This window comes from Borborobacter xinjiangensis (assembly GCF_047739745.1).
Taxonomy (GTDB): Bacteria; Pseudomonadota; Alphaproteobacteria; order Rhizobiales; family Rhizobiaceae; genus Pseudaminobacter.
The window spans coordinates 363,215-374,781 of record NZ_JBLLVA010000003.1 but is presented as its reverse complement, the minus strand read 5'-3'; the positions used below and the strand labels follow the sequence as shown (position 1 = coordinate 374,781).

Genomic DNA, 11,567 nt, shown 5'->3' with positions numbered 1-11,567 from the left:
GCGCTCGCATCCGCTTTGACGGATCTGTGAAAAGATTCGTCGCTTGCTGCATCGTCGGCATGGCCTGAACGCCTCACGCGCAAGGCGACGATGTATGGGACACCGTATGGCGTCCGTTCCAGATTCCGGCGTGTGCTGAATCCGACTTGTATTATCTTCCTATTGATAGTAAGTATTTTGAATGGCGAGTCCTTGATGGGCTCGCGCAGTCGGGAGCGGCGTATTCATCCATCGCGACGCCTCGCGGCTGACTGCCACAACAACAGTCTCGAGGTTTGAATATGTCTGATACGTCCAAGCCGGTCATTGGCATCATCGGAGGAACCGGCGATTTGGGGTCGGGTCTTGCCAAGGGCTGGGCCGCGGCCGGCTACAAGGTCGTGATCGGTTCGCGCTCGCGCGAAAAGGCCGCCGCACTCGCCCCGGAACTCGGCGCCGGCGTGATCGGTGAGGACAATGTCGGCGCGGCCACTGCCGCCGACATCGTCATTCTGGCCGTACCGTTCTCCAGCCACGATGCGACCATCGAAGAGATCAAGCATGCCGTGCAGGGCAAGATCGTCGTCGATGCGGCTGTGCCGCTGGTGCCGCCCAAGGTCTCGACGGTTCAGCTTCCGGGCGAGGGCTCGGCCGCGCAGATCGCACAGCGACTGCTTGGCGACGGCGTCAGGGTCGTCTCGGCGTTCCACAATGTCGGCGCCGCGAAGCTTCACGCCGGCGGCCGCGTTGACTGTGACGTGCTTGTCTTCAGCGACGACAAGGAGGCGCGCGCCGCGGTGATCGAGATCGCCGGTGCGGTTGCCAAGCGCGGTGTCGGCGGCGGCGTGCTCGCCAATTCCGCAGCCGCAGAGGCGCTGACTTCGGTGCTGATCTGGATCAACCGGCAGTACAAGGTGCCGGGCGCCGGCATCAGCATTACCGGCCTCGAAGGCGCCTTGCAGGCCTGATTCCGATGTCCGTCTCGCCCGTTTCCTTCTACGCCCTGCCCGACATTCCGCTTGTCGAGCCGGGCGACGACCTCGCGGCGATCCTCACGGACGCCTTGCGCAGGAACGGTCTCGGGCTGGTCGATGGCGACATTCTGGTCATTGCCCAGAAGATCATTTCCAAGGCGGAAGGGCTCTATGTCGATCTGGATCAGGTAGAGCCTTCCGATCGGGCGCGAGAATTGGCCGAAAAGCTCGGCAAGGACCCGCGCCATGTCGAGGTCGTGCTTTCCGAGTCCGAGGAAATCGTCAAGGTCGGCGAGCATGTGATCGTCGCCGCCCATAAGCTCGGCTTCGTCATGGCCAATGCCGGCATCGACGAATCCAACATCAGCCATGGCGAGAGCGGCAATCGCGTCCTGCTTCTGCCGCGCGATCCGGATGGCTCGGCCGCCGGACTGAAGCGGCGGCTGGAACAGGAGTTCGGCGTGTCCATCGGCGTCGTCATCAATGACAGCTTCGGCCGTCCGTGGCGCAATGGCGTCGTCGGCGTGGCGCTGGGTGCGGCCGGCGTGCCGTCGCTCCTAGACCGGATTGGCAGCAAGGATCTGTTCGGGCGCACGCTGAAGGTCACCGAAATCGCCGTGGCCGACGAGCTTGCTTCCGCGGCTTCCCTGCTCATGGGGCAGGCCGACGAAGGGCTTCCTGCGGTGCTGGTGCGCGGCTTCCGCTCGGCTGCACCTCACCGTGCCGCGTCGTCGCTGATTCGAGACCGCGAGAGGGATATGTTCCGATGAGCACCGCAGTGCAGACCCAGCCGAATTCGCAAGAGGGCAAGGGCCGCATCGTCGCGCTTTGCGGCGGCGTCGGCGGCGCCAAGCTGGCATTCGGCCTGTCTCGCGTGATCGGCTCCGACCTGACCGTGGTGGTCAATACCGGGGATGATTTCGAGCATCTCGGGCTGCTGGTCTCGCCCGATCTGGACACGGTTCTCTATACGCTCGGTGGCATTGCCAACAAGGAACTGGGCTGGGGCCGCGCCGACGAAAGCTGGAACTTCATGGAGGCGTTGCGGCATCTCGGCGGCGAGGCCTGGTTCCAGCTTGGCGATCGCGACCTGGCGCTGCATGTCGAGCGCACGCATCAGCTTCGGACCGGGGTTTCGCTCACCGAGTTCATGGCGATGGCGGCTGAACGCCATGGGATTGCATCGAAAATCCTGCCCATGTGCGACGATCCGATCCGTACCATGCTGGCAACCTCGGAAGGAATGCTTCCTTTCCAGCGCTATTTCGTCGAGCGCCGCTGCGCGCCGGAGGTCAACGGCATCGTCTTCGAGGGTGCGGGCGAGGCACGGCCTTCCGCGCAGGTTACGGCCGCGCTGCAGTCGCCCGACCTGCGCGGCATCGTGATCTGCCCGTCCAATCCCTTCCTCAGCATCGATCCCATCCTGGCGACGCCCGGAATCCGCAAGCTGCTTGAAGGTGCGCGCGTGCCGGTTGTCGCCGTCTCGCCCATCATCGGGGGTGCGGCGGTCAAGGGACCGACCGTGAAGATCATGGCGGAGCTCAATGTGCCTGCAACCTCCCGCGCCATCGCCCAGCATTATGGCGGTCTGCTGCATGGTCTCGTCATCGATGAGGTCGATGCCGCTGACAGCGCCGGGATCGGGGGTCGAGTTCATGCGGCGCCGACATTGATGAAGAGCGACGAGGATCGCGAAAGACTGGCGCGCGAAGTGCTTGGCTTCGTCGATCTGATCGCTGCCGATCTGCAGACGAAGGCGAGGGCGCTCGGGTGAAGGCGGATTCGTGCATGCGCGGCGGCATTTGGGCACTGGTCCCGGTCAAGCGGCTTGATCGCGCGAAGTCGCGGCTGGCCGACATACTTGAGCCGGGCGAACGCAAGGCGCTGGCACGGGCAATGCTTTGCGACGTGCTTGGCACGCTTTCGCGCGTTGACGGGCTTTCCGGCATTCTGGTGGTAACCGGCGACTCGGAGGTCGCCTCGATAGCGGCCAGCTTCGGCGCGACTGTTATTCCCGATATGGTCGAGGACGGCATCAACGGCGCCGTGCGACACGGCATGCGCTGGTTCGATGCCGAGCACGAGTCGGGCGCTGTTGTCGTTCCCGGAGATGTTCCGTTCGTCACCGTCGCGGAGCTCAATTCGGTGCTGACTGCCTTGCGTTCCAGCCCTGTGGTCATCGCACCCGCCCTGCGGGATGGCGGCACCAATGTTCTGGCCGTGGCGCCGCCGCTGCTTTTGCGTCCGGCATTCGGGCCCGACAGTTTCGCCCGCCACGTCGCGGCCGCGCGCGCGCTCGGAATCGAGCCCAGGACGCTGCTGCTCGACGGAGCCGGCCACGATATCGACGTTGCTTCCGACCTTGCCTTCTACGATGGCGAGAGCCCGGCAAAGCGCACGCGTGCCTGTATCGGCCATTTCGCCGGCATAGGCTTTCCGGTTCCGGCCGGTTCATTCAAGGAGGTATTGCTGCCATGAGCGTCTCCACGCTTCTCACCAACTTTGCTCCGGACCGCCGCTTGACCCGCGAAGAAGCGCTCGCTCTGATCGACATTTCCGACCTTTCGCCTTTGCTCGCAGCTGCCTCCGCGCGACGCGATGCAGCACATGGCAATGCGGTCTCCTATTCGCGCAAGGTCTTCATTCCGCTGACGCAGCTTTGCCGCGACGTTTGCCATTACTGCACCTTCGCGCATCCGCCCCGGAAGGGTGAAAGGGCTTTTCTGACGCGCGAGCAGGTGCTGGCGATCGCCGAGGCCGGCAAGAAGGCCGGTTGCAAGGAGGCGCTTTTCACGCTCGGCGACAAGCCCGAGCTTCGCTACCGGCTGGCGCGCGAGGAACTCAGCGAGCTCGGCCACGAAACGACGCTCTCCTATCTGGCCGAAATGGCCGAGATGGTGCTGCGCGAGACCGGCCTGCTGCCGCATGTCAATCCGGGCCTGCTGACCGACGAGGATTTTGCATCGCTTCGCCGCGTGTCGGTATCGCAGGGCATCATGCTGGAAAGCACCTCGGAGCGGCTGTGCGCCAAAGGCGGCGCTCACTACGGCTCGCCGGACAAGCTGCCGGCGGCGCGGCTCGATACGATCAGGCGCGCCGGCGAACATGCAGTGCCCTTCACCTCTGGAATCCTGATCGGGATCGGTGAAACCCGCGCCGAGCGTATCGACTCGCTGTTGGCGCTGCGCGATCTCAACGACGCCCACGGCCATATCCAGGAGATCATCGTCCAGAATTTCAGGCCGAAGCCCGGCACGCTGATGGCTGGCGCGGAGGCGCCGTCGCTTGAGGATCATCTTTGGACCATCGCCGTCGCCCGGCTGCTGTTCGAGCCCGAAATGAACATCCAGGCTCCGCCCAATCTGAGCCCGGGCGTGCTGAGCCAGCTGGTTGCGGCCGGCATCAACGATTGGGGCGGCGTTTCGCCGGTCACGCCGGATCACGTCAATCCTGAGGCGCCGTGGCCGCATCTCAAGGAGCTTGAGGCCGCCACTAAGGCCGCGGGCAAGGACCTGACCGAGCGCCTGGCGATTTATCCTGCCTATGCTCGCCACGCGCTGCGCTGGGTCGATGCAAAGCTGCGCACGCCGCTCTACGACTTCATCGATGCCGATGGCTGGCCGCGCATGGACGGCTGGTGCCCGGGTCGGGCCGACCAGCCGCCGGCGGCCGATGTGGCGCTGCTCAAGGCACCGGCGCTTGCGCCGGCAGGAGACGAATTGCAGTCTATCCTCGATAAGGCCGCCGACGCAAAGCCGCTTGGCGAAGCCGAGATCGTCCGTCTGTTTCGGGCGCGCGGCGAGGAATTCGCCGCGGTGTGCAGGGCGGCCGATGATCTGCGCCGCAAGGTCAATGGCGACGTGGTCAGCTACGTCGTCACCCGCAACATCAACTACACCAACATCTGCTATTTCAAATGCCAGTTCTGCGCCTTTTCCAAGGGCAAGCTCAGCGAAAATCTGCGCGGCCGGCCCTATGATCTGGAGATGTCGGAGGTGGCGCGCCGGGTTCGTGAAGCCTGGGAGCGCGGTGCGTCCGAAGTCTGCATGCAGGGCGGCATCCACCCGTCCTACACCGGCAGCAAATATATCGAGCTTTGCCAGGCGGTGAAGGAGAGTGTGCCGGAGATGCACATTCACGCCTTCTCGCCGCTCGAGGTCTCGCAAGGCGCAAAGACGCTTGGCATTCCGGTCGTGGAATTCCTTGGGAAACTCAAGGCCGCCGGCCTCAGCACCTTGCCGGGCACGGCTGCCGAAATCCTCGATGACGAGGTGCGCGCACTGCTTTGCGCCGACAAGATCAAGACGGACGAATGGCTCGATGTCATGCGCGCGGCCCACGGTCTCGGCTACCGCACGACGGCGACCATCATGTTCGGCCATATCGAGCGTTACGAGCATTGGGCGCGGCATCTGATCCGAGTCCGCGACCTGCAGGTCGAGACCGGCGGCTTCACGGAATTCGTGCCGCTGCCCTTCGTCCATATGGAGGCGCCGATCTACCTCAAGGGCAAGTCGCGGCCTGGCCCGACCTTCCGCGAATCGATCCTGATGCATGCGGTGGCTCGCCTGGCGCTTCATCCGCATATCACCAACATCCAGGCGTCCTGGGTGAAGCTTGGCCCGGACGGTGTTAGGCATTGTCTGAATGCCGGCGTCAACGATCTGGGCGGCACGCTCATGGATGAAAGCATTTCGCGTTCGGCCGGCGCCAGTCATGGACAGGAAATGACGCCGCAACGCATGGAGGAGATCATCCGCTCCTCCGGACGTTTGCCGCGGCAGCGCAATACGCTCTACGGCAACGCGCCGGCGGCACTGCGCGAGCGTTCTTACATGCGCCGGCAGCAGCTTCCAAATGCGCCGCTGAGCCTTCAGCCGGCCTGCGCCGGCTGATTTCGCAGAAGAATCCACCGCGTGAATAGCGGTGGATTCTTTGCGTCATGGACTAGTCTTACTAACATTAGTATGATAGGTTGACTTGAACGCTGTGTGAAGCGGTGGCTCTCGAGGCCGGCTTATCACCGAATTCAACGCCGAGGTCGGCCCATTTTTGCAGAGAGCGGCTTGCCGCCAATGGAAGGAGGAGTGTGTGCTTGAAGCTCAGGTAGAGCCCTACAAGCGGCTCAGGGATAATATGTCCCAGCGCGACAGAAGTCTGCGCGAGAAGGTCATGACGCTCGAGGAGGCCGCTTCATTCGTCCAGGACGGCATGAAGGTGGGCATCGGCGGTTCCACTATGTCGCGCACGCCGATGGCATTGATCTGGGAGCTGGTGCGCCAGCGTCGCAAGAACCTGTCGTGCTCGCGCTGTATCGTTTCGACCGACGGCGACCTGCTGTTTGGTTCGGGAATTTCCGATCACATCGTGACGAGCTGGTTTGCGCAAGGAATTCTGTGGGGTCTCTCCAAGGTCATGCGCCACCATGTCGAGAAGCAGGGCAAGCGCTATGAGGAGTGGAGCCACATGGCTGTCGGCATGCGGTTTCGCGCCGGTGGCATGGGCGTGCCTTTCATGCCGATCCGCTCGATGCTCGGCTCGGACGTCATGAAGCAGCGGCCGGAAGCCAAGCAGATCGATTGTCCCTTCACCGGCGAGCAGTTGCTTCTGGTGCCGGCCCTCAACCCGGATGTCGCTCTGATCCATGTCCAGCGCTGCGACGCCTATGGCAATGCCCAGATCGACGGGCTGCAGTTCATGGACATCGATCTGGCGCTCGCCGCAAATCGCGTGATTCTGACCACGGAGCGCATCGTCTCCAACGATCAGATCCGTCGCGCCCCCGACCAGACGAAAATCCCGTTCTTCTGCGTCGATGCGGTAGTCGAGGTGCCTTACGGCTCGGCTCCGCACGAGTGCTACGGCCTTTACGAGCCGATGATGAAGCACATGGAAGCCTATGTCGCCCAGGTCAATTCCGACCCGGTCAAGGGCATGCGCGACTATCTCGAGCGCTACTTCTACGAGCCGAAATCCTGGAACGAATATCTTTCCCTGATCGGCATGGACGAACTTCTCGAAGCAAGCCAGAGGGGCCGGAGCATCTACAATGACTGACACGCAGCGCTATACCGCCAGCGAAATCCTGGCGATTTTGAGTGCGCGCCAGTTGCGCGACGGGCAGGTGGTGTTTGCAGGTGTCGGCGTTCCGCTTCTGGCCGCCACGCTTGCACAGCAGCTGCGTTGCCCGGGTCTGACCATCCTGTTCGAGGGCGGCGTCGTCGGCGCCTTCGTGGAGCCCGGCAAGCTGCCGCCCTCCACCAATGACCAGCGCTGCACCAAGCGCGCCAACATGGTGCTCGGCAGTGCCGAAGTGCTGCTGTTGCTGCAGCGCGGCTATGTCGACATCGGCTTCATGGGTGGCGCCCAGATTGATCAGTATGGCAATCTGAATTCGTCTTTCATCGGCGATCCATCGGACCCGAAGACGCGCCTTCCCGGCACCGGTGGCGGCAACGACATTTCGAGCCTCACCAACATGATCGTCGCCATGAAGCACGAGAAGCGGCGCTTCGTGGAGAAGGTCGATTTCATCACCAGCCCGGGCTTCATCCGCGGCGGTACGAGCCGCGGCGAAAGCGGCCTGCCTGCCGGCGGCATGTTCCGCGTCATCACGGAACTCGCAGTGTTCGGCTTCGACGACAAGACGCGGCGCATGAAGGTGCTGGCGCTCAATCCCGGCATTACCCGCGAGAACGTTCAGGACAATACCGGCTTCGATCTGGTCTTCGACGAGAAGGTCGCGGTCACCGAGCCGCCCACCGACCACGAACTCGAAATCCTGCGGCGCCTCGATCCCGAACGCCTGTTCACGGCCTGATCCAATTCATCTGGAGGAATTTACATGACCAAACTGAGCAACACGTTCGGCATCGCCGCGCGCAATTTCACCGCCTATCCGGAAATGCCGAACGCCAAGAAACTTATCGAATACGGCGTGCGCGTCGAGGAACTGGGCTTCGATTCGGTCTGGGTCTGGGACCACATGCTGCTTGGCGTTGACCCCAACTTCCCGATCATCGATTCTCTGACCGTGCTCACCGGCATTGCCGCGCGCACCACCCGCATCAAGATGGGCACGGGCATCCTCGTCCTGCCGCTGCGCAACCCGGTGGCGCTCGCCAAGCAGCTTTCGAGCATGGATCAGCTTTCGGAAGGTCGCCTGATCATGGGCATGGCCTCCGGCTGGTACAAGCGCGAGTTCGACGCCGTCGGCATTCCGTTCGAAAAGCGCGGCAAGTTCATGGCCGAGAACCTCGAGATCCTGAACCGCCTGTGGACCGAGGAAAAGGTCAGCGGCGAATACATGAACCACAAGATCTCGTCGGCTGTCATGTATCCGAAGCCGTTCCAGCAGCCGCGCATGCCGATTCTGATCGGCGGCTATGTCGACCGCGTGCTGCAGCGCGCCGCCGTCGATGGTGATGGCTGGTTGACCTATTTCTATCGCCCGGAGGACTTCAAGAAGTCCTGGGCAAAGATCCGCAACTTCGCCCAGGAAGCCGGCAAGGATCCGGATACGCTAATGAACGCCTCGCAGCTCCCGATCATGGTTGGCCCGTCCAAGGCAGCCGTCCGCGACGAGATGATGGACTGGCTGAACAAGGAGTGGGACTTCCCCGAGCACAGCGACTGCTCGCGTGAGAGCGCCATCATGGGTTCGGTCGACGAGTGCGTCGAGCAGTTGCGCGAGCATCTGGACGCCGGCGTCCAGAAGATCATCTTCGTTCCCTACAAGTACGAGATGGATCAGGTCGAGACGATCGCTCGCGACATCATCCCCCGCCTCAAGAATCGCTGAGCCCACCGCATCAAAGCCCCGTGCGGTCCGCGCACGGGGCAAGCACAGCCGCCAAGCAGGATTTCGGAGCCCTTCTCCATGACTGATGCCAACCGCCAGAAGATTCTAGACAAGGTCGACCAGAGCCGCGACCAGGCGATCACGTTCCTTCAGGAAATGATCGCGATTCCAAGCGTTACAGGCGACGAAGCCGCCATCCAGAAATATGTGTCCGAATACATGAAAAAGATCGGCCTCGATGTCGACATGTGGGACACCGACTGGGAAGAGCTGAAGAAACACCCAGGTTACCGGCCGGTCGATCGCGGCTATGAAGGCCGCCCCAACATCGTCGCCACGCTCAAGGGCACCGGCGGCGGCCGTTCGCTGCTGCTCAACGGCCATACCGACGTCATTCCCGTCGGCAATGGCGAGGGCTGGAGCGACGATCCGTGGTCGGCGAAAATCAAGGATGGCCGCATCTATGGCCGTGGCTCCTGCGATATGAAGAGCGGCGTCGCCAGCCACATCCTGGCCGTCCAGTATCTCAAGGAACTCGGCCTGACGCCGAAGGGCGACGTGCTGATCAATGTCGTCATCGACGAGGAGGTCAGCGGCCACGGCACGCTCGACACCGTCATTCGCGGCTACAAGGCTGACGCCGGCATTTCCGGCGAGACCAGCGACCTGGCCGTGCAGCCTGCCTGCATCGGCCGCATCTGGTTCCAGATCGACGTCCAGGGCAAGCCGGCGGGCATCCAGCAGCGCTATCTCGGCATCAGCGCCATCGATCTCGGCAACAAGATCGTCAAGGCGGTGCAGGAGCTTGAGGATCATCGCGTCGCCACCGTCAAGCATCCGCTCTACCCGAATGCGCTGGACTCGCTGCCCTGCATCATCGGCAGCTTCCAGGCCGGCAATTATCCGAGCGCCTTCCCGGCAAGTGCTGTGCTCAAGGGCTCGATCGGCACGGTTCCGGGCGAGGACCACGAGGGCGTCAAGCAAAGCCTGGTCGACAAGATCGCCAGGGTTGCCGCCGAAGATGAGTGGATGCGCGATCGTCCGCCGGTCGTGCGCTTCGTCGGCTATGACGCCGAGGCGTCGGAAATTCCGCGCGAGCACGCGATCGTGGAGACGGTCTGCCGCACCTACACCGAAGTGACCGGAAAGACCCCGGTGATCAGCGGACGCCAGGGCGCGGCCGACACGCGCTTCCTCAACAGCTACGGCAGCACGCCGACGGTGATCTTCGGGCCGGGCTCGACCGCCGTCATGCACGCCAATGACGAATATGTGTCGATTGACGACTACCTGACCTCGATCAAGGTCATGGCGTTGAGCATCTACGACTGGTGCAACGGGGAAGCCGCCCGGTAAACCGGCGCATTACTGTCAAATCTCGAAGAGGGGTCCAGCCAAGGCTGGGCCCTTTTTTTGTTCATGATCCGTGTGCCTGAAGGATGGTCTGGCTCCAAAATGATTCTATCTTACTATAAATAGGTTGACTTCGGTTTGAACCAGGCGCAAAGTCATGTGGACGTTAGGGCAAGTCCGGCAAATTGCGTCGATGGTCCCTGCCGTCGTTCGATTTTCAGGAGATGAGGGTCATGCATATTGCGGTTTTGTCCGACACGATGACCGACGCGCGGGTTGCTGCCACGCCCGAGACGGTCAGGAAGTACGAGACGCTGGGCGGCAAGGTTTCGATTCAGGGCGGCGCAGGCGGCGGCGCGGGTATTGCGGATAAGGATTTTGAAGAGGCCGGCGCCAGGCTCGTTCCCGATGCCGTGTCGGCCGTGAAAGATGCGGACATCGTGCTCGCCGTGAACCGGCCGAGCGGCGATGTCATTCGGGCCTGCAAACCTGGGGCAATCGTCATCGCCACCATGGACCCGCATAGGCCGGAAGCCGGGCTCGATGTCATGGCGAGCGCTGGCGTTTCCGCCTTCGCAATGGAGTTGATGCCGCGCATCACGCGCGCGCAGGCGATGGATGTGCTGTCCAGCCAGGCAAACCTTTCCGGCTATCGCGCGGTGATCGACGCCTCGGCCGAGTTCACCCGCTCGCTGCCGATGATGATGACGGCGGCGGGAACCGTGCCTGCGGCGCAGATATTCGTCATGGGCGCCGGCGTGGCCGGTCTGCAGGCGATTGCAACGGCCCGCCGTCTCGGCGCGGTCGTCTCGGCGACCGACGTGCGCCCGGCCGCCAAGGAGCAGGTTGAGTCGCTCGGCGCGCGGTTCGTCGCCGTCGAGGACGAGGAGTTCAAGGCTGCGGAATCCGCCGGCGGCTACGCCAAGGAAATGTCGAAGGAATATCAGGCAAGGCAGGCCGAGCTTATCGCTACCCATATCGGCCGGCAGGATATTGTCATCACCACGGCTCTTATTCCCGGCCGTCCGGCGCCGAGGCTGGTCACCCAGGCGATGATCGACACCATGCGAGCCGGCTCGGTTTTGGTCGACCTCGCGGTCGAGCGCGGCGGCAACATCGAAGGCTCGAAAGCCGGCGAGATCGTCACCACCGCGCGCGGTGTCAAGATCATCGGCAACTCGACCATTTCGAAAGTCGCCGCGACAGCGTCGAACCTTTACGCACGCAACCTCTACAGCTTCGTGTCGACCATGGTCGACCAGTCCAAGTCGAGCCTGGCGATCGATTGGGAAGACGAACTGATCAAGAGCACCAATCTCACGCGTAACGGTGCCGTCGTTCATCCGGCCTTTCTGAAGGCGACGCTTAACTAAGCAGCCTCTCATCCGCGATCTGGCGGGGCCGCAAGCCCGCCGCTTTACCCCTCCCGCGAGCCTCGCGGGAGAATGCCTTCGCTCGCG

10 protein-coding genes are annotated in these 11,567 nt (G+C 62.9%); all 10 read left to right on the top strand.

All coding sequences use genetic code 11. The annotated features are described in order from the left end of the window. Positions 1–281 precede the first annotated feature (281 nt). The 10 genes from npdG to ACLKMW_RS06360 all read left to right on the top strand — a co-directional run bounded on the left by npdG (position 282) and on the right by ACLKMW_RS06360 (position 11,480). Positions 282–947, top strand: coding sequence for an NADPH-dependent F420 reductase (gene npdG, locus ACLKMW_RS06405; protein ID WP_415723558.1), 666 nt, complete (start codon positions 282–284; stop codon positions 945–947). Positions 948–952: 5 nt separating this feature from the next. Continuing rightward, the gene (gene cofE / locus ACLKMW_RS06400; protein ID WP_415723557.1) at positions 953–1,723 is read left to right on the top strand and encodes a coenzyme F420-0:L-glutamate ligase; all 771 of its coding nucleotides are present in this window, start codon (positions 953–955) and stop codon (positions 1,721–1,723) included. After that, positions 1,720–2,727 (top strand): 2-phospho-L-lactate transferase, encoded by a 1,008-nt coding sequence (cofD, locus tag ACLKMW_RS06395; protein ID WP_415723556.1) that lies wholly within the window; start codon positions 1,720–1,722, stop codon positions 2,725–2,727. Before cofE ends, cofD begins: the two co-directional genes overlap by 4 nt. Before the next feature lie 14 nt (positions 2,728–2,741). Next, positions 2,742–3,431, top strand: coding sequence for a 2-phospho-L-lactate guanylyltransferase (cofC, locus tag ACLKMW_RS06390; RefSeq protein WP_415723555.1), 690 nt, complete (start codon positions 2,742–2,744; stop codon positions 3,429–3,431). Beyond that, positions 3,428–5,848: a 5-amino-6-(D-ribitylamino)uracil--L-tyrosine 4-hydroxyphenyl transferase CofH gene (cofH, locus tag ACLKMW_RS06385; protein WP_415723554.1), complete on the top strand. Its 2,421-nt coding sequence runs from the start codon at positions 3,428–3,430 to the stop codon at positions 5,846–5,848. The genes cofC and cofH overlap by 4 nt, the downstream gene beginning before the upstream one ends. A gap of 241 nt (positions 5,849–6,089) precedes the next feature. After that, complete coding sequence (locus ACLKMW_RS06380; protein ID WP_415723619.1) at positions 6,090–7,010, top strand: CoA transferase subunit A; 921 nt, start codon at positions 6,090–6,092, stop codon at positions 7,008–7,010. Continuing rightward, positions 7,003–7,773 carry a CoA-transferase subunit beta gene (locus tag ACLKMW_RS06375; RefSeq protein WP_415723553.1) on the top strand — a complete coding sequence of 257 codons (771 nt, stop codon included), beginning with the start codon at positions 7,003–7,005 and terminating at the stop codon, positions 7,771–7,773. Before ACLKMW_RS06380 ends, ACLKMW_RS06375 begins: the two co-directional genes overlap by 8 nt. Before the next feature lie 24 nt (positions 7,774–7,797). Continuing rightward, positions 7,798–8,754, top strand: coding sequence for an LLM class flavin-dependent oxidoreductase (locus ACLKMW_RS06370; RefSeq protein ID WP_415723552.1), 957 nt, complete (start codon positions 7,798–7,800; stop codon positions 8,752–8,754). 78 nt (positions 8,755–8,832) lie between these two features. Next, positions 8,833–10,110 carry an ArgE/DapE family deacylase gene (locus ACLKMW_RS06365; RefSeq protein ID WP_415723551.1) on the top strand — a complete coding sequence of 426 codons (1,278 nt, stop codon included), beginning with the start codon at positions 8,833–8,835 and terminating at the stop codon, positions 10,108–10,110. Positions 10,111–10,340: 230 nt separating this feature from the next. After that, positions 10,341–11,480: a Re/Si-specific NAD(P)(+) transhydrogenase subunit alpha gene (locus ACLKMW_RS06360; RefSeq protein ID WP_415723550.1), complete on the top strand. Its 1,140-nt coding sequence runs from the start codon at positions 10,341–10,343 to the stop codon at positions 11,478–11,480. Positions 11,481–11,567: the final 87 nt, after the last annotated feature.

What these genes read in the sequence shown, in the direction of transcription:
- cofC (WP_415723555.1), top strand. Translation starts at nt 2,742, where the DNA reads ATGCGCGGCGGCATTTGGGCACTGGTCCCGGTCAAGCGGCTTGATCGC.
- ACLKMW_RS06360 (WP_415723550.1), top strand. Translation starts at nt 10,341, where the DNA reads ATGCATATTGCGGTTTTGTCCGACACGATGACCGACGCGCGGGTTGCT.
- ACLKMW_RS06365 (WP_415723551.1), top strand. Translation starts at nt 8,833, where the DNA reads ATGACTGATGCCAACCGCCAGAAGATTCTAGACAAGGTCGACCAGAGC.
- cofD (WP_415723556.1), top strand. Translation starts at nt 1,720, where the DNA reads ATGAGCACCGCAGTGCAGACCCAGCCGAATTCGCAAGAGGGCAAGGGC.
- cofH (WP_415723554.1), top strand. Translation starts at nt 3,428, where the DNA reads ATGAGCGTCTCCACGCTTCTCACCAACTTTGCTCCGGACCGCCGCTTG.
- cofE (WP_415723557.1), top strand. Translation starts at nt 953, where the DNA reads ATGTCCGTCTCGCCCGTTTCCTTCTACGCCCTGCCCGACATTCCGCTT.
- ACLKMW_RS06370 (WP_415723552.1), top strand. Translation starts at nt 7,798, where the DNA reads ATGACCAAACTGAGCAACACGTTCGGCATCGCCGCGCGCAATTTCACC.
- npdG (WP_415723558.1), top strand. Translation starts at nt 282, where the DNA reads ATGTCTGATACGTCCAAGCCGGTCATTGGCATCATCGGAGGAACCGGC.
- ACLKMW_RS06380 (WP_415723619.1), top strand. Translation starts at nt 6,090, where the DNA reads ATGTCCCAGCGCGACAGAAGTCTGCGCGAGAAGGTCATGACGCTCGAG.
- ACLKMW_RS06375 (WP_415723553.1), top strand. Translation starts at nt 7,003, where the DNA reads ATGACTGACACGCAGCGCTATACCGCCAGCGAAATCCTGGCGATTTTG.